General features: G+C 73.5%; 17 protein-coding genes, 1 pseudogene and 1 riboswitch. Of the genes and pseudogenes, 10 read left to right on the forward strand and 8 right to left on the reverse strand.

Annotated features, from left to right (window positions below):
* Nucleotides 1-242: 242 nt before the first annotated feature.
* The 7 genes and pseudogenes from ACGF5C_RS09675 (at nt 243) to araB (ending at nt 8,590) form a co-directional block, all read left to right on the forward strand.
* Nucleotides 243-1,520, forward strand: coding sequence for an SGNH/GDSL hydrolase family protein (locus ACGF5C_RS09675; RefSeq protein WP_393299164.1), 1,278 nt, complete (start codon nt 243-245; stop codon nt 1,518-1,520).
* Between the two features lie 67 nt (nt 1,521-1,587).
* Nucleotides 1,588-2,808 (forward strand): cytochrome P450, encoded by a 1,221-nt coding sequence (locus ACGF5C_RS09680; RefSeq protein WP_393298925.1) that lies wholly within the window; start codon nt 1,588-1,590, stop codon nt 2,806-2,808.
* Nucleotides 2,805-3,749 (forward strand): annotated as a pseudogene (locus tag ACGF5C_RS09685) (alpha/beta hydrolase); the annotation flags it as partial. The gene ACGF5C_RS09680 and the pseudogene ACGF5C_RS09685, both read left to right, overlap by 4 nt.
* Before the next feature lie 73 nt (nt 3,750-3,822).
* A complete protein-coding gene (locus ACGF5C_RS09690; RefSeq protein ID WP_393298928.1) occupies nt 3,823-4,950 on the forward strand; it encodes an alpha-hydroxy acid oxidase in 1,128 nt (375 codons plus the stop codon).
* A gap of 3 nt (nt 4,951-4,953) precedes the next feature.
* Entirely contained in the window at nt 4,954-6,297 is a 1,344-nt protein-coding gene (locus ACGF5C_RS09695) for a PLP-dependent aminotransferase family protein (protein ID WP_393298932.1), read from the forward strand.
* Nucleotides 6,298-6,474: 177 nt separating this feature from the next.
* Entirely contained in the window at nt 6,475-6,735 is a 261-nt protein-coding gene (locus ACGF5C_RS09700; RefSeq protein ID WP_357699352.1) for a hypothetical protein, read from the forward strand.
* A 184-nt stretch (nt 6,736-6,919) separates the two neighbouring features.
* Nucleotides 6,920-8,590 (forward strand): ribulokinase, encoded by a 1,671-nt coding sequence (gene araB / locus ACGF5C_RS09705; RefSeq protein ID WP_393298938.1) that lies wholly within the window; start codon nt 6,920-6,922, stop codon nt 8,588-8,590.
* 95 nt (nt 8,591-8,685) lie between these two features.
* Here the strand turns inward: araB and ACGF5C_RS09710 are convergent, their stop codons facing one another.
* Nucleotides 8,686-10,125, reverse strand: coding sequence for a glycine hydroxymethyltransferase (locus tag ACGF5C_RS09710; protein WP_393298941.1), 1,440 nt, complete (start codon nt 10,123-10,125; stop codon nt 8,686-8,688).
* A gap of 17 nt (nt 10,126-10,142) precedes the next feature.
* A riboswitch (ZMP/ZTP riboswitch) is annotated at nt 10,143-10,232 on the reverse strand.
* Between the two features lie 129 nt (nt 10,233-10,361).
* Here ACGF5C_RS09710 and ACGF5C_RS09715 point away from each other — a divergent pair.
* Nucleotides 10,362-11,213 carry a metallophosphoesterase family protein gene (locus ACGF5C_RS09715; protein WP_393298944.1) on the forward strand — a complete coding sequence of 284 codons (852 nt, stop codon included), beginning with the start codon at nt 10,362-10,364 and terminating at the stop codon, nt 11,211-11,213.
* Between the two features lie 43 nt (nt 11,214-11,256).
* Here the strand turns inward: ACGF5C_RS09715 and ACGF5C_RS09720 are convergent, their stop codons facing one another.
* From ACGF5C_RS09720 to ACGF5C_RS09750, 7 genes are all read right to left on the reverse strand, one after another.
* On the reverse strand, nt 11,257-11,577 hold the full coding sequence (locus ACGF5C_RS09720; protein WP_393299176.1) for a hypothetical protein: 321 nt from the start codon (nt 11,575-11,577) through the stop codon (nt 11,257-11,259).
* Nucleotides 11,516-12,733, reverse strand: a complete 1,218-nt coding sequence (locus ACGF5C_RS09725) for an RNA-guided endonuclease InsQ/TnpB family protein (protein ID WP_393298947.1) — start codon at nt 12,731-12,733, stop codon at nt 11,516-11,518. The genes ACGF5C_RS09720 and ACGF5C_RS09725 overlap by 62 nt, the downstream gene beginning before the upstream one ends.
* Nucleotides 12,734-13,132, reverse strand: coding sequence for an IS200/IS605 family transposase (gene tnpA / locus ACGF5C_RS09730; RefSeq protein WP_393298950.1), 399 nt, complete (start codon nt 13,130-13,132; stop codon nt 12,734-12,736).
* A gap of 84 nt (nt 13,133-13,216) precedes the next feature.
* Nucleotides 13,217-13,393 (reverse strand): hypothetical protein, encoded by a 177-nt coding sequence (locus ACGF5C_RS09735; protein ID WP_393298953.1) that lies wholly within the window; start codon nt 13,391-13,393, stop codon nt 13,217-13,219.
* 114 nt (nt 13,394-13,507) lie between these two features.
* On the reverse strand, nt 13,508-14,974 hold the full coding sequence (locus ACGF5C_RS09740; RefSeq protein ID WP_393298956.1) for a S8 family serine peptidase: 1,467 nt from the start codon (nt 14,972-14,974) through the stop codon (nt 13,508-13,510).
* A gap of 250 nt (nt 14,975-15,224) precedes the next feature.
* Nucleotides 15,225-15,956, reverse strand: a complete 732-nt coding sequence (locus tag ACGF5C_RS09745; protein WP_393298959.1) for a histidine phosphatase family protein — start codon at nt 15,954-15,956, stop codon at nt 15,225-15,227.
* Nucleotides 15,957-16,021: 65 nt separating this feature from the next.
* The gene (locus ACGF5C_RS09750; protein WP_393298961.1) at nt 16,022-16,495 is read right to left on the reverse strand and encodes a hypothetical protein; all 474 of its coding nucleotides are present in this window, start codon (nt 16,493-16,495) and stop codon (nt 16,022-16,024) included.
* 115 nt (nt 16,496-16,610) lie between these two features.
* Here ACGF5C_RS09750 and ACGF5C_RS09755 point away from each other — a divergent pair, with 115 nt between their 5' ends.
* Together ACGF5C_RS09755 and ACGF5C_RS09760 are read left to right on the forward strand one after the other, a co-directional pair.
* On the forward strand, nt 16,611-16,841 hold the full coding sequence (locus tag ACGF5C_RS09755) for a hypothetical protein (RefSeq protein WP_393299167.1): 231 nt from the start codon (nt 16,611-16,613) through the stop codon (nt 16,839-16,841).
* Between the two features lie 120 nt (nt 16,842-16,961).
* Nucleotides 16,962-17,300 (forward strand): hypothetical protein, encoded by a 339-nt coding sequence (locus ACGF5C_RS09760; RefSeq protein ID WP_393298964.1) that lies wholly within the window; start codon nt 16,962-16,964, stop codon nt 17,298-17,300.
* The last annotated feature ends 54 nt before the right edge of the window (nt 17,301-17,354 follow it).

The following is a 17,354-nucleotide window of genomic DNA, read 5'->3' on the forward strand; positions in this document are numbered from 1 at the left end:
CGCGCCTCGGCGACCGCACCGCCGCCGCCCGTGAGCGTAGGCACCACCGCCTGTCACGGGACAGAGACCGAACGGCGTTCCGACCGAACCGGAGGACATTTGATCGCGTCGATCAGGTTGATTGACGCCCGTAAAACGGGGCGGCTAGGTTTCTGGACCATCGTCCAGGCGGCGCCGTCAGCGGACGGCCCTGGGCTGCCAACGATGGAGGTTCAATGTCGACCCCGAAGAGATGGCCTGTCATCGCGTCCGCGGCCACGCTGTTGATCGCGGGCACCCCGGCGGTGGTGGCCAGCGCCGGCCCGCCGGACGCCGAGGCGGCCCGCCACGAGCGGACGGTCTGGGCGGGCAGCTGGGCGGCCGCGGTCACCCGGGGCAACGCGACCGGCCTGACCAACAACGGCCTCAACAACCAGAGCGTCCGGATGGTCGTGCACACCAGTGTGGGCGGACCGCAGTTCCGGGTGCGACTGAGCAACATGTACGGCGAGCAGGCCGTCAGGGTCGGCCGCGCCACCGTGGCGAAGCCGAACACCACGACCCCCGACGACCTGTCCGACATCGACACCTCAACGCTGCGCGAGCTGACCTTCGGCGGGTCCACCTCCGCCACCATGAACCGCGGCGCCGACCTGCTCAGCGACCCGGTCGCCCTGCCCGTCGGCGACCAGCAGGACCTGGTGCTGACCGTGCACTTCCCGATCCCGACCGGGCCGGTGACCTTCCACGGCCAGTCCCGGCAGACCAACTTCATCGGCGCCACGGACCTCACCTCCGCCGCCGACGGCGCCGGGTTCACCATCCGGCCGAACTGCTGCTGGTTCTTCCTGTCCGGCATCGACGTGCAGCGCACGCACAGCCCCGGCTCGGTGGTGGTCTTCGGCGACTCGATCGCCGACGGCAACGGCAGCACCGTCAACGCCAACAAGCGCTGGCCGGACCTGCTCGCCGACCGCCTCGTCGACGCCCGCCCCGACGTACGCACCCCGGGTGTGCTCAACCTGAGCCTGGCCGGCAACCGGCTCAACCACGAGGGCACCGAGCCCGGCGCGGGCGGCTTCCCCGGCTATTACGAGCTGGGCCCCAACGCCCTGGCCCGGCTCGACGAGGACGTCTTCGCGCAGACCGACGCCCGGACCGTCATCACCCACCTGGGCATCAACGACATCTGGATGTCGGGCGACTCCGCCGAGAACATCATCGCCTCGCTGCGGCAGGTCAACCAGCAGGTGAAGGCGCGCGGCCTGCGCAGCCTGGTGTCGACGCTCACCCCGTACGAGGGGCACGGCAACCCGGGGGTGTGGACGCCCGAGAAGGAGGCCACCCGGCAGGCGGTGAACGCGTGGCTGCGCGGCAGTGACGAGTTCGACGGGCTGCTCGACTTCGACCGGGTGCTGCGCGATCCCGCCCAGCCCAGCCGGCTGCTGCCCGCGTACGACTCGGGTGACCACATCCACCCGAACGACGCCGGCAACCAGGCGATGGCCGACGAGGTGCCGCTGCGACTGCTCGGCCTTTGACATCCGGCGCGGGCGGCGGGACCACCCCGCCGCCCGCGCCACCGTTCCTGGGGGAGACCGATCGACCGTGGACGTCACGCAACTGCTGACCCGTCTCTACAGCGACGAGGGCCGGCAGGACCCGTATCCCTGCTACGCGGGGCTGCACGAGCTGGGGCCGGTCAGCCCGGTGCCGGCGCGCGCCGAACACCGGTCGGTCGCCGCCGTCGCCGTCGGCTACGACCTGGTCAGCCAGGTGCTGCGCGACCCGGAGTGGTACAAGCAGCCGCCGCCGGGCTGGCAGGAGCAGGAGGTGCTCCGCACCCTCCAGACCTCGATGATGTTCGTCAACCCGCCCGACCACACCCGGATGCGGGCGGTCTTCGCGAAGACCTTCACGCCGCGCCGGCTGGGCGCGCTGGAACCGGCCGTGCACCGGGTCGTGGACGGACTGCTGGACCGGATGGCCGACGCCGGGGAGACCGGGTTCGACTTCGTGGCGGAGTTCGCGTACCCGATGCCGGCCCTGGTGATGGCCGAGTTCATCGGCATCCCCGCCGGTGAGCTGGACTTCTACCGGCAGCGGGTGGAGCGGATCGACGAGTTCCTGGACGTGGCGGGCAAGACCCCGGAGCGGCTCGCCGCCGCCAACACCGCCGCCGCCGAGCTGCGCGACTTCTACGCCGACCTGATCGCCCACCGGCGCCGCCAGCCGGGCGAGGACCTGATCAGCGGGCTGGTGGAGGCGGTCGACTCCGGCGACGTGGGGCTCACCGCCGACGAGCTGGTCAGCAACCTGATCGTGCTGTTCAACGCCGCCTTCGTCACCACCGTCTACATGTTCAGCAACGGCCTGCCGTTGCTGCTGGCGCACCCCGACGTGGCCGCCGCGCTGCCCGGCGACGACGCGCTGGCCCGGGGCGCCGTCGACGAGATCCTGCGGCTGGAGGCCCCGGTGCACTTCCTGGCCCGGGCCGCGCCCCGGGACACCGAGCTGGGCGGGGTGCCGGTCGCGCGGGACGAGAACGTCCTGCTGATCATCGCCGCCGCCAACCGCGACCCGGCCCGGTTTCCCGAGCCGGACCGCTTCGACCCGCGCCGGCCCGGCCCGCCGTCGCTCGCCTTCGGCGTCGGCCTGCACTTCTGCCTCGGCGCGGCGGTGTCCCGGCTGGAGGGCCGGCTCGCGCTGCCGAAGCTGCTGGCCCGCTTCCCCCGGCTCGCGGTCGCCGAGCCGCCCGCGTACAGCGGCAGCCTGTTCCTGCGCGGCATCGACAAGCTGCTGGTCCACACCGGAGGGGAGGCCGCGTGAGCGTCCACCCGCAGGTCGCGGCGTACCGGGCCGCCCGCGAGGCGGCCGGCACACCGCCGCTGTACACCCAGACCCTCGCCGAGGCCCGCGCCGCCGACCTCGCCGCGATCCGCGCCGGCGGCGGCGCGGTCGAGCCGGTGCACGAGGTACGCGACACGCACGTACCCGGCCCGGCCGGCGACCTGCCGGTGCGTATTTACCGGCCGGCGGGGGAGGGGCCCCTGCCCACCCTGGTCTACTTTTTCGGCGGCGGCTGGACGCTGGGCAGCGTCGACACCGCCGACGGCATCTGCCGGCGGCTGGCCAACGCGGTGCCCTGCCAGGTGGTCACCGTCGGCTACCGGCTGGCCCCGGAGCACCCGTTCCCGGCCGCCGTGCACGACTGCCACGCGGCGGCCCGATGGATCGCCACGCATCCCGAGGAGTTCGGCGTCGACCCGCAGCGGCTGGCGGTCGGCGGGGACAGCGCCGGAGGCAACCTCGCGGCGGCCGTCACCCTGCTGGCCCGCGACGGCGGCGGCCCCACGCTCGCCGCCCAGTTGCTGGTGTACCCGAACACCGACCAGACCGGGGAGCCCGGGGGCGACGGCGAGGACCCGCTGCTGTTCAACCGCCGCTCGGTCGCCTGGTACCGCGGCCACTACTTCGCCGACCCCGCCGACGCGCGGCACCCGCTGGCCTCGCCGCTGCTCGCCGAGGACCTGAGTGGCCTGCCGCCGGCGCTGGTGATCACCGCCGAGCACGACCCGCTGCGCGAGGAGGGGGAGCGGTACGCCCACCGGCTGCGCGACGCGGGCGTGCCCACCACCCTCGCCCGGTACGCCGGCATGATCCACGGCTTCTTCGCCATGCCCGGGGCGTTCGACGACGGCCGCCACGCCCAGGATCGGGCCGCCGAATTCCTGCGGGCGCGGTTCGGCCTCCCGGCCGGCGACGCCGGCCCGGGAACGGTGGCGGCGGCTGCGGGTTCCCGCCCGCCGTCGACCCGGCCTGCGGCGGGGACGGGGGCGAGCGATGGCTGAGACGGTGCTGCCCCGGCAGGACGTGCCGCACGGCGAGCCGCCCGCGCCCGCCGGCCTGGCCGACTTCGCCGAGCGGGCCCGGGCGGTGCTTCCGCCGGAGGTGTGGGACTTCGTCGACGGCGGCAGCGGCACGGAGACCACGCTCGCCGCCAACCGGCGCGCCCTCGACCGGGTGGCCGTGCTGCCCCGCGTGCTGCGTGGCGTGGCCGCCCCGCGTACCGACGCGCGGCTGCTCGGCGCCCCCTGTGCACTGCCGGTGGCGGTGGCGCCGATGGCGTACCAGCGGCTGGTGCACCCCGACGGGGAGACGGCGCTCGCGGCGGCGGCCGGCGCGGCCGGCGTGCCGTACGCGGCCAGCACGCTGAGCAGCGTGCCGATCGAGGAGATCGCGGCGACCGGCGCGGCCGTCTGGTTCCAGCTCTACTGGCTGCGGGACCGGGCCCTCGTCGCGGATCTGCTGGACCGGGCGCACGCGGCCGGGTGCACCGCGCTGATGGTCACCGTGGACGTGCCGATCCTGGGCCGGCGGCTGCGCGACGTCCGCAACTCCTTCGCCATCCCGCCGCACGTCGTCGCCGCCAACCTGCCGGCCGGGCGGGACGCGCTCGCGCACGCCGCCACCCCAGGCGTCTCGGCCGTCGCGGCGCACACCGGCGAGGTCTTCGCGCCCGCGCTGAGCTGGGCCGACCTGGACTGGCTGCGGGGCCGTACCGCCCTGCCGCTGGTGGTGAAGGGTGTCCTGGACCCGCGCGACGCGGAGCTGGCGGCGGCCGCCGGGGCGGACGCGGTGGTGGTCTCCAACCACGGCGGCCGTCAGCTCGACGGCGCACCGGCCACCGCCACCGTGCTGCCCGAGGTGGTGACGGCGGTGGCCGACCGGTGCGAGGTGCTGCTGGACAGCGGCGTGCGCGGCGGCGTGGACGTGCTGCGCGCGCTCGCCCTCGGCGCGCGGGGGGTGCTGGTCGGCCGGCCGTTGCTGTGGGCGCTCGCCGCCGGGGGCCGGGCGGGGGCGGCAATGGCGCTGGAGTTGCTGGCCGGCGAGTTCCGCGACGCGCTGGCGCTGGCCGGCTGTGCCGACCCGGCGGCCGTGCGCGAGCTGCGCGTGCTGAGGGAGGGCTGAGCGGTGGCCGAACCGGTGGACCTGCACGTCGGCGACCTGCATCCGGCGGTCGGCGACCCGGCGCTGAACTCGATGAACTTCCTCAACGAGGTGGCCCAGCACTATCCCGACGCGGTGTCGCTGGCGGCCGGCCGGCCGTACGAGGAGTTCTTCGACGTCGCCGCGCCGCACCGGCACCTGGAGACGTTCCGCCGGCACCTGGCCGACGACCTCGGGCAGAGCCCCGCGCAGGTGCACCGGACCCTGTTCCAGTACGGCCGCACCAAGGGCATCGTGCACCACCTCGTGGCCCGCAACCTCGCCGTCGACGAGAACATCACGGTCGACCCGGAGGCGGTCGTGGTGACCGTCGGCTGCCAGGAGGCGATGTTCCTGGTGCTGCGGGCGCTGCGGGCCGACCCCCGCGACGTGCTGCTCGCCGTCGCCCCGACGTACGTCGGGCTGACCGGCGCCGCGCGGCTGCTGGACCTGCCGGTGCGGCCGGTGGCCGGCGGCCCGGCCGGGGTGGACCTGGCCGACCTGCGGGAGCAGGTGCGCCGGGCCCGGGCGGCGGGGCTGCGCCCGCGCGCCTGTTACGTGATGCCGGACTTCGCCAACCCGTCGGGCACGAGCATCGGGCTGGCCGACCGGCGGCGGCTGCTCGACCTCGCCGCCGAGGAGGACCTGCTGCTGCTGGAGGACAACCCGTACGGTCTCTTCCCGGCCGGGGACGCGGGGCGGCTGCCGACGCTCAAGGCGCTCGACACCGCGCGGCGGGTGGTCTACCTGGGTTCGTTCGCCAAGACGGTGCTGCCCGGCGCGCGGGTGGGCTACGTGGTCGCCGACCAGCGCGTCGCCGGCTCCGACGGCTCGGTGGGCCTGTTCGCCGACCAGCTCGCCAGGATCAAGAGCATGGTCACGGTGAACACCTCGGCGATCGCCCAGGCGGTGGTCGGCGGCGCGCTGCTGGAGCACGGGTGCAGCCTGGTGGCCGCCACCGCCCGGGAGCGGGCCGCGTACGGCCGGAATCTGCGCCACCTCGTCGACGGCCTGGCCCGGCGCTTTCCGCCGGGCGCGTCGCCGGTGCGGTGGAACGTGCCGGCCGGCGGGTTCTTCGTGGTGGTCACGGTGCCGTTCGCGGTCGACGACGCGTTGCTGCACCGCTCCGCCCGCGAGTACGGGCTGCTCTGGACGCCGATGGCGCACTTCTACGACGACGGCGCCCCGGTCGACGCGCTGCGGCTGTCGGTCAGCGCGGTCACCCCGGAGCAGATCGACCTGGGCCTGGACCGGCTGGCGGCGCTGGTCGCCGACGAGACGACCGCGCGGTCGCGGGCGCTCGCCGTCACCCCGCAACCGGCCCGGTGATCTCGCCGGAGCCGCGTGGGATCAACCGGCTCGCGACCAGGTGACCGGTGGGCGCCAGTGGCGGAGGCTGTCCACAGTCGGCGGTGGCGGCCCTGCCGTCTCGACGTTGACACACCGCGTTCACCGCACGGCAAAGCGCGACTGCCCGTGTTCCGCTGTCCTTCGTGGACACCCATAATGGACGTCATGATCGCTTGGGAGTACGCGTTGCTGGTCCGCCGCTATCAGGGGCAGGGCCGCAACTTCCATGTCAGCTTCATCTGGTACGGCCCCGACGGGACGCGCCGGGACATCACCGCGTACGGCGACACCGCGATCGCGCACCTCAACCGGGCCGGCCGGGAAGGCTGGGAGCTGGTCTCCGCCGCCGAGGACGTGAACAACATCCAGGGCAGCACCGAGGTGCACCGCTACCACCTGAAACGGCCCATCGCCTGACCCCGGTGGGAGACGGACGGCAAGTCCCAGCGGTTCTCATCCGTGGGGTGACGACCGGGCGGCGGGGTGCCGAGACGACGTAGATCCACGAATGGGGATCAATGGCTGCGGTAGCGTTGCCTCCCGCCGCCGCTGACCGGCCGCCCCGCCCGGGCGCCGGAGCGGCGCGGCGGGAGGAGGAGCGGTGACGCAGCCGGCAGCCGGGGCGCCCCGGCACGTCGTCGGGGTCGACTTCGGCACCCTCTCCGGCCGGGCGGTCGTGGTGGACGTCGCCGACGGCACCGTACGCGGCGAGGCCGTGCACGCGTACCGGCACGGGGTGATCACGGAGCGGCTGCCCGACGGGACGCCGCTGCCGCCGGACTGGGCGTTGCAGCACCCGGACGACCACCGCGAGGTGCTCCGGGTCGCGGTGCCCGCCGCGCTGCGGGCCGCCGGTGTACGCCCCGAGGACGTTGGCGGCATCGGCGTCGACGCCACCTCCTGCACGATGCTGCCCACCCGCGCCGACGGCACCCCGCTCTGCGAGCTGCCCGAGCTGGCCGGCCGGCCGCACGCGTACCCGAAGCTGTGGCGGCACCACGCGGCCCAGCGGCAGGCCGCCCGGATCAACGACGTCGCCGCCGCGCGCGGCGAGACCTGGCTGCCCCGCTACGGCGGCCGGGTCTCCGCCGAGTGGCAGCTCGCCAAGGCGCTGGAGGTGCTGGAGGAGGACCCGGCGGTCTTCGACCGCGCGGAGCGCTTCATCGAGATCGCGGACTGGCTGGTCTGGCAGCTCTGCGGCCGGGAGACCCGCAACGTCTCCGCCGCCGGCTACAAGGGGCTGCGGCAGGACGGGCGGTACCCGTCGGCGGAGTTCCTGCGCGCCGTGCACCCCCGCCTCGACGGGCTGCTGCCCCGGATCGACGGCCCGCTCGCGCCGTTGGGCGCCCGGGCGGGCGGGCTGACCACCGAGGCGGCCCGGTGGACCGGGCTGCCGGTGGGCACCGCCGTCGCGGTCGGGTCCATCGACGCGCACGTCACCGCCGCGGCGGCCCGCGCGGTCGAGCCGGGCCGGATGCTCGCCGTCCTCGGTACCTCCACCTGCCTGATCATGAACGCGGCGGCGTACCACGAGGTGCCCGGGGTCTGCGGCGTGGTCGACGGCGGCGTCACCACCGGTTCCTGGGGCTACGAGGCGGGGCAGAGCGGCGTCGGGGACATCTTCGCCTGGTACGTCCGCACCGGCCTGCCGGCCGACTACGCCGAGGAGGCGCGCCGCCGCGGGCTGAGCCCGTACGAGCTGCTGGACGCCCTCGCCGCCGAGCAGCCGGTGGGCGGGCACGGGCTGCTGGCGCTGGACTGGCACAGCGGCAACCGGTCGGTGCTCATGGACCACGAGCTGAGCGGGGTGCTGGTGGGGCTGACCCTGGCCACCCGGCCGGAGGAGATCTGGCGGGCGCTGCTGGAGGCCACCGCGTTCGGCGCCCGGACGGTGGTCGACGCGTTCACCGCCGCCGGGGTGGCCGTCGACGAGCTGACCGTGGCCGGCGGGCTGACCCGCAACCGGCTGCTGCTGCGGATCTACGCCGACGTCATCGGCCGGCCGCTGCACGTGGTCGACTCCGCGCACCCGGCGGCGCTGGGCGCGGCGATCCACGCGGCGGCCGCCGCCGGGGCGTACCCGGACGTGCCGACCGCCTCGGCGGCGATGGGCGCCGCCCGCCGCGAGACCTGGCACCCCGACCCGGCCCGGGCGGCCGCCTACGACGAGCTGTACGCGGACTACCGCGCGCTGCACGACCACTTCGGTCGGGGCGGCACCGACGTCCTGCACCGCCTCCGCGCCCGCCGCCACCGCACCCACTGCCCCTGACGCTCCCACCCCGCACCGCCGGACGGGGACGGGGGCGGGACGGAGACGCCCCCGCGCGGCGGGGCCGGGCGGGGGCGTCGGAGCGGGTGCCCGGGTCAGCCGAGGTCGACGGCCGGGTAGAGCGGGAAGCCCGTGAGCAGGTCGTTGGCCTGCTTGCCGACCCGGTCGGCGACGGCCGGGTCGAGGACGTACTTGGCCTTCGACGGGGTGCCGTCCGGGTTCGCGCCCGGCCGGGTCTGGCTGAGCACGGTGTGGATCAGCTCGGCCGTCTCGTCCATCTGCGCCGGGCCCAGCCCCCGGGTGGTCAGCGCCGGGGTGCCGACGCGGATGCCGGAGGTGTACCAGGCGCCGTTCGGGTCCTGCGGGACGGAGTTGCGGTTGGTGACGATGCCCGAGTCGAGCAGGGCCTGCTCGGCCTGCCGGCCGGTCAGCCCGTAGCCGGTGACGTCGATGAGCACCAGGTGGTTGTCGGTGCCGCCGGTGACCAGCTTGCCGCCCCGGCGCAGCAGCCCCTCGGCGAGGGCCTGGGCGTTGGCGACGACCCGCTGGGCGTAGTCGGCGAAGTCGGGGCGGCGGGCCTCGGCCAGGGCGACGGCCTTGGCGGCCATCACGTGCGGCAGTGGGCCGCCGAGCACCATCGGGCAGCCCCGGTCCACCTGGTCGGCCAGCTCGGGCTGGCAGAGCACCATGCCGCCGCGCGGGCCGCGCAGCGACTTGTGCGTGGTGGTGGTGACGATGTGCGCGTGCGGCACCGGGTCGAAGTCGCCGGTGAAGACCTTGCCGGCGACCAGGCCGGCGAAGTGCGCCATGTCGACCATGAAGGTGGCGCCGACCGAGTCGGCGATCTCCCGCATGATCCGGAAGTTGACCTTCCGGGGGTACGCCGAGTAGCCGGCGACCAGGATCAGCGGCTTGAACTCGCGGGCCGCCTCGGCGACCCTGTCGTAGTCGACCAGCCCGGTGGCCGGGTCGGTGCCGTAGCTGCGCTGGTCGAACATCTTGCCGGAGATGTTCGGGCGGAAACCGTGGGTGAGGTGGCCGCCGGCGTCCAGGGACATGCCGAGCATCCGCTGGTTGCCCAACTCCCGGCGCAGCGCGAACCAGTCGGCCTCGGTGAGGTCGTTGACCTGCCGCACCTGGGCCTTCTTCAGCGCCGGGGACTCCACCCGGTCGGCCAGGATCGCCCAGAACGCGACCAGGTTGGCGTCGATGCCGGAGTGCGGCTGCACGTACGCGTGGGCGGCGCCGAACAGCTCCCGGGCGTGCTCGGCGGCGAGCGCCTCGACGGTGTCCACGTTCTGGCAGCCGGCGTAGAAGCGGCGGCCGACGGTGCCCTCGGCGTACTTGTCGCTGAACCAGTTGCCCATGGCCAGCAGGGTGGCCGGAGAGGCGTAGTTCTCGCTGGCGATGAGCTTGAGCGACTCGCGCTGGTCGGCGAGCTCGGCGCCGATGGCGTCGGCCACCCGCGGCTCGACGGCGCGGATCACCTCGAGGGCGCTGCGGAAGGCGGTGGATTCGGCGTTCGGCGACGACATGCGACCTCCAGTGACGTGCGGAAGGCCCAGGCGCTCGGCATGCGTCCTCATGACGGGACCGCTTCCCGATGGTTCTCCATCCCCACGCGCCAGTCACGGCCCACCGCCGATCCTACCGGGTCGGCCGGGCGTGCCCCGGCCCACCTGGGGACCACCGCACCTGTGGTGTGGTGCATCGATCGGCGCGCGGCCCGCGCGGTTCGCGGTCGTCCCCGGCCGCGCATAGGATCGCGGTCATGGCAGGGGAGGACGGCGGGGGCGGCAGCCTGCTCGCCATCAGCGACCTGCACGTCGGGCACCCGGGCAACCGGGCGGTGGTGGAGGGGCTGCGCCCGGGGTCGCCGGGCGACTGGCTGATCGTCGCCGGGGACGTCGGCGACACCGTGGCCGACGTCGAGTGGGCCCTCGGGCTGCTCGCCGACCGTTTCGCGCGGGTGGTCTGGGCGCCGGGCAACCACGAGCTGTGGACCCCGCCGGCCGACCCGGTGGCGCTGCGCGGGGTCGCGCGCTACCAGCACCTCGTCGACCTGTGCCGACGCCTCGGCGTGCTGACCCCCGAGGATCCGTACCCGGTGTGGCGGGGGTCGGGCGGGCCGGTGCTGGTGGCGCCGCTGTTCCTGCTCTACGACCACAGCTGGCGCCCGGAGGGGTTCGACACCCCGGAGGCGGCGCTGGCCGAGGCGTACCGGACGGGGATCGTCTGCACCGACGAGTTCCTGCTGCACCCCGACCCGTACCCGAGCCGGTCGGCGTGGTCCGCCGCCCGGGTCGCCGAGACCGCCCGCCGGCTCGCCGCGCGGGAGCCGGGGCTGCCGACCGTGCTGGTCAACCACTGGCCGCTGCTGCGCGAGCCGACCCGGATCCTGCGCTATCCGATCTTCGCCCAGTGGTGCGGCACCGAGGCCACCGCCGACTGGCACCTGCGCTTCGACGCCGCCGCGGTGGTCTACGGCCACCTGCACATCCCCCGCACCACCTGGCACGACGGGGTGCGGTTCGAGGAGGTCTCGGTGGGCTACCCGAGGGAGTGGCGGTCCCGGGCCGTACCGCCGGCGCTGCGGCGGATCCTGCCCGCGCCCCCGGCGTGACGACGGGCCCCGGCGCACCCGGGGCCCGTCGGAGGCGGTCGGCTCAGGCCGTGACGGCGTCGAGCGACTTCTTGATCGCCTTCGGGTCGGTCGGCTTGCGCGGCGCGTCCGCGCGCAGCTCGATCATCCGCTCGCAGATCTCCTGGAGCTGCCTACGGCCGAGCGCCTCGCGCACCTTCGGGAACCACTCCTGCTCCTCCTCGACGACGTGACGTGCATGGTGCGTGCGTGCGTGGTGCAGGACGTTCTCGTTGACCTCCTTCCCCGGCTGGAGCCGGGGGATTCCCGTGGCTGAGGCGTCTTCACGCCGTGAGCCGTTCGGGTGGTTGGCGCTTCGCAGACCGCCTAACGGCGAGGTCTCCACGCCCTGTCACCGCCAGCCCGGCGGCGAGGATGTTCTTGGCCGCGTTCACGTCGGCGTTGTCCTGGTGCCCGCAGGCGACGCACCGGAAGACCGCTTGGCTCTCGCGGGACTCCCGGGCGATGTGCGTGCAGGCGTGACAGGTCTGCGACGTGTACGCGGGGTCGACTTTCACGACCTGCGCCCCGTGATATCGGGCGGCGTGCTCCAGAGCGAGCAGCAACCCGCCCCAGCCCTTGGCGAGGATGGCCCGATTCAGGCCAGCCTTCTGCCGAACGTTACGCCCGGGTTGCTCGGTGGTGCCTTTGGCGCTGGCGGTCATGTTCTTGATTCGCAGGTCCTCCACGACGACCGTGCCGTGATGGCGGACGAGCCGCGCGGCGGTCCGCGCGGCGAAGTCGGCACGCCGGTCGCGGATACGGGCGTGGAGGCGGCCGAGTTGCGCATGCACCACGTCGCGGCGGCCCGACCGACGGTTACGGCCATGAACCCGCAGCGACCGGGACAACTGTTGCTGCAACCGCGTGAGCCTCACCGCCTCGCCAGGCGTGACGAACTCCTGGTCGCACAGTTCGCCGTCGGAGGTGGCGATCGCCACGGCCACACCTCGATCGACTCCGACCGGCGGCTTGCCGTTCGGCGCCGCCTCGCTCACGCCGTCCTCGACACAGAACGAGATATACCAGCGTCCACCGGACCGGCTGACCGTGGCGCTGCGGATCGTGCCGCCGACCGGCCGGGTCCAGCGGAACCGCACCGGACCGAACTTCGGCAGGCGCACCTCACCCCACCGCCGATTGAGCCGGCGCACCGCGAGGTGTTTGGGGTCGGGGAACCGGAACGACGGTGCGGTGCGCGACTTCGACCGCCACCGCACCTTCCACGTGCCATGCGTCTTGCAGGCCCGGTCCAGGTCCCGCAATGTCTGCTGCAGAGTGTGCGACGGGGCGTCGGCCAGCCACGCGCAGTGAGGGTCCTTCTTCGCTTCGGCCATCTGCCGAGCCTGCTCGACATAGCCGATGAACCCGCCCCGTCGACGGTACTCCCGGCGCTGCTCCAACGCCGTGTTCCACACCGCCCGACAAGCCGCCCCCACCTGCTCGGCGTAGGCGACCTGCTCGTCGGTGAACGCAAGCAGGTAACGACGGCCGGCAAGCATTCAGCGGCCCTTCTGCAACTCGACGTACCGCTCTATCGCCGCCAGCGGGGCGCCGCCCGTGGTCGCCACGAAGTACGAGTTGGTCCACAACGTCGGCAGCCGGGAACGCGGCGTCGGGAACTCGTCCCGCAGCACCCGCGAGGTGCGTGCCTTGATCGCCTTGACGAGCCTGTGGACGCCGTACTGCGGGTCCACCTCAACCAGCAGATGGACGTGGTCCGGCATGACCTCCAAGGCCGCCAGCCACGCTCCCCGCTCCTCAACTACTTCCCGGATGAGCTGCTTGAGTCGTTCCTCAACCCGGCCGTCGAGCACCCTGCGCCGAAACTTCGGGCACCACACCACATGAAAAGCACACTGGAAAACGACGTCGCTGCTCGACCGCACCGTTACGGACACCCAGCCAACATACAGCCCACCGCTATCTACTGTCCGCCCACAATCGACCCGCTATCCCCACGGCTAATGCCGGGGGTCTGCGCGCTACACATTTCGATCACCTCGTGTCGAGGTAGGTGTGCACCGTGAGGCCTCCAGGATCTGGCTCACCAGCTTCTGCCGCTGCGCCGCCGGCCCCTCCTCGGCATCCTGGAACGCCTTGAACAGACGGCGCATCTCCTTGTGGTCCTCTTTCAACAGGACGATGGCATCGGTGGACACCGTTGACCTCCTCGGCTCGTCGGAGGCACCCTCCCGTACCCCCGCCGTGAGCAGCGAAAACGGGTGGGGCCCGGCGGATCACCGCCGGGCCCCACCACGGGTCGTGCCGTGCTGCTACTTCACCACGTTGTACGCGTTGACCATGCCGGCGCCGTAGAACGAGTTGCGCTCGCCCCCGGTGCAGGTGGCCGGGTAGCCCGGCCGCGGCTCCCAGACGCCCTCCTCACAGGGGACCGACTCGGCGGTCCGCTCCAGGAAGGACGCCAGCTGGCCCGGCGCCATGCCGGGGTGGGCCGACAGGGCCAGCGCCGCGACGCCGGCCGCGTGCGGGCTCGACATCGACGTGCCCTGCTTGTAACCCCAGCCGTTGGTCTTCGTCGCCGTGTTGAAGGTGGTCGACAGGATGCCGTCGGTCGGGGTCGAGCTGGCGCCGTTGGTGCGGTACCGGGTGTCGCCGCCGGGCGCGGTGACGTCCACGACGCCCAGGCCGTACGAGGAGTAGTAGCTCTTCTTGCCGGTCGGGGCGACCGCCGACACCGTCACCACGCCCGGCGCCTCGCCCGGCAGGACGAGGCAGGAGTTGGTGAGGTCCTCGCGGTCCTCGGGCGTCCCGTTGTTCGGGCTGCCGGTGTCGGTGATCTTGTGGGCGAGGTCCCAGTTCGAGTTGCCCGCGGACGCGATGTTCAGCACGCCCTTGCTCTGCGAGTAGCGGATGGCCCGCTGCACGGCCTGCCACACCGGACGCTGACGTGCGTCGTTGCGGCAGTTCAGCTCCCACGGGTCGATGAAGTAGCTGTTGTTGGTGACCTGCATGCCGTGGTCGGCCGCCCACATGAAGCCGCAGAGCGCGGCCTCGGGGTAGATGTACTGCTCGTTGTTGACGACCTTGACGGCGGCGACCTTGACACCCGGCGCCACACCGGTCACCCCGACGCCGTTGACGGCGGCGGCGATGGTGCCGGCCACGTGCGTGCCGTGGTCGGAGGTGGTCGGGTTCCAGGCGGACTCGGTGGTGTCCGCGACACCGCCGATGCAGGACGCGCTCTTGTCCTTGGCGATCTGGTCCTTCAGATCCGGGTGGCTGGAGGAGATGCCGCTGTCGAGCACGCCCACCACCACGCTGGCGCTGCCGGCGTTGACGGCGTGGGCCTGCGGGACGTCGATCATCGGCATGTCCCACTGCTGACCGAACATGGGCTCCTTGGTCGGGTCAGCGGTCGCGTTCGCCGCTGCGGCCGCGGAGACCTCCAGGGTCTCGCCCTCGTCGAGCGCGGTGCCCAGGCCGGCGGTGGACGCCGCCGACTCGACGCCCGCCCCCGCCACGTCCCTGACGAAGTCGGGGTTGGTCGAGCGGACGACGAGCACGCCGATCTGGTCGTAGCTGGCCACCACGGTGCCCTTGGCGGCAGCCACGCGGGCAGCCGCCTTGTCGGTCTTCGCGCCCTGCGGGGCGAGCACCAGGAACGTGGTGTCCGGGCCGGCGGCCGACGCCGCCGGGGCCACCCCGCCGGCGACGGCGAGGCCGACACCGAGCGTCACGGCGGACGCGGCAGCCAGTGTCTTGCGACGGAGGTTCTTCACACAGACTCCCAGGGGATGTTTCCAGCCGGGCACGCCCCCTGGCGGGGAGCGGCCGGCGGGAGGCGGGCGGGGGTGCCCTCCTCCGACCCACCAGCGTAGGAGCCGAGTGTGGCGTTACACACAGCCGTTCGGTCAGACAAGGAATTGTCAGACGGTGGCGACGGTGTGCGGGATCTCGTCGAGCAGCTCCCGGGCGAGCTGGAGCACCCCGGCCCCGGCCCGCAGCAGCCTGGGGGTGGTCACCAGCGGGTCAGACCGGTTCGGCATGGACCTCGTCCTCACTGGTCGGCCGGGCGCCCTGGGCCCGCAGGTGGCCGACGTCGTTGAACACGTCCGGGCTCAGCCGGCCGTCGGCCCCGGCGGACCAGCCGGTGATCGAGCAGTTGGCGACGACGTGCTCCCGGGTCAGCGCCATCAGCCCCGCCTCGGTGAGCCCCTCCACCAGGTAACGGGTCAGGAAGACCAGGGCGTCGTGGCCGAACAGCAGCGCCCGCCGGCCCTCGTGGTCGCGGCGCAGGTCGCCGAGGAGGGCGCGCAGGCGCAGCGCCACATCCGTCCAGGACTCGCCGCCCGGCGGCCGGTAGTAGAACCTGCCGAGCCGGTCCCGGCGCGCCGCCTCCTCCGGGTGGCGCCGGCGCGCCCCGTACCCGGTCAGCCCGTCCAGGATGCCGAGTTCCCGGTCGCGCAGCCGCTCGTCGCGGGTGAGCGGTATCCCGGTGCCGGCCAGGGCCAACTCGGCGGTTTGCACGGCCCGCAGGTACGGCGACACCACCGCGACGTCGGGCCGGCGGGCCTCGGGCAGCCCGGCCAACCAGCGCGCGGTGGCCCGGGCCTGCTCCTCCCCGGTCGGGCTCAACGGCACGTCCGCGTCCCGGTGGGCCAGGTCGATCAGCTCGGCGCCGGACGCCTCGGCCTCGGTGGCCGCCACGTTCGCCGTGCTCTCGCCGTGCCGGACGATCCAGAGCGCTGCCAGTTCCGCCATGCGGCAACCCCTACCCGGGGCCCGCCCCGGGTAACCGTCCCCGGCGGGCGGCGGGGACGGGACGCTCAGGCCGCCGGGCAGCGGGCGAAGAGGGTGGTGAAGCCGGACCCGACGCGCTCGACGCCGAGCACCAGGCCCGTGCCCTCCCCGGCGATCGTCAGCTCCAGCTTCTCGCTCACCCTGATCGACTCGAAGGTCGCCCAGTCGAGCACGACGTGGTCGCGCCGGGCCTGGAACATGTCGCCGCGGTCCACGAAGACGCGCCACCGGCCGGCGCCGTGCCGCGGCACTGCGCCCCCGTGCTCGGTCTCCCGTCGGTAGCCCGCCACGAAGTCCTCGTCGTACAGGACCTCGTCGACCAGCGGGACGGAGATGTCGGTGACGGTGAAGCCGCCATCCGCGTCGAGCGTGAGCACGTCCCGTTCCGGGCCGCACCAGACACCGGTGACGTCGGCGGCGGTGGGCGGCGGCGGCTCGCCCCCGCAGCCGGCGGCGACAAGCACCAACGCCAGCGAGGCGTACCCCGTCCGTCCGCGCACGAACGCCCCCCTCCGCCCCGGCATGGTAGCCCCGCCATCGGGCGTGAACGAAAGCAGGCCGGGTAAGCGCTGGCTCAACCGCACAACGAGATGGGGAGGTACGCCCGTGGCGACCATGACCAAGGAACAGATCAGCCCGGTCAAGGATCAGAACTACGACCTGATCCATGTCCTGCAGATGTCGTTGCAGCACATCTGGAAGCTGGACACGTACATCGCCGACGCGGAGTCACGGGGCGACACGGAACTGGCCACCTGGTTCCGGAAGATGCAGGAGAACAACCGCAAGGCGGGTGAGCAGGGCAAGAAGATGCTCATGTCGCGCCTCCAGGAGGAGATGAGCTGAGTTCCGCCGAAGGTGGCCGGGCGGCCGGACACGAGCCGCCCGGCCATCGCGCGTACGCCCGGCGCACGGGGCAGCGCGGACGGCCGCCGACCGGCAGAATGTCCATCCGGGTCGCACGGGATGGAGCCGCCGATGACGGTCGTCAGGGGTTTGCGGGAAGCACTTGTGCTGTTCGTGATCGCGCTCGTCGTGGTCGCGGCCGCCGCCGGGATCTGGGTCGCCCTGGGCGGCGGCGACTTCGTCTACCGCTTCGGCATCGCCCTCGTGGTGGTCGGTGGGCTGCTCGGGATCACCGGTGACCTCACCCTGAGCCGAATCGGCATGATGGGGGCACGCGCCACCTTCGGTGTGGCGCCCGAGCGCGAGGCCGCCGGCGAGGGGCGGGTGCTCACCGGGATCGGGATCTTCCTGTTCGTCGGTCTGCCGCTCATGGCCGTGGGCATCATGCTGATCGCCTGAGACTGAGCCCGACACGGTCGCCGGCCGTGTCGGAGGCGCCCGCTATGGTCCCCG

Origin of the sequence: Micromonospora sp. NPDC047620 (assembly GCF_043205005.1) — a bacterium.
Taxonomy (GTDB): Bacteria; Actinomycetota; Actinomycetes; order Mycobacteriales; family Micromonosporaceae; genus Micromonospora.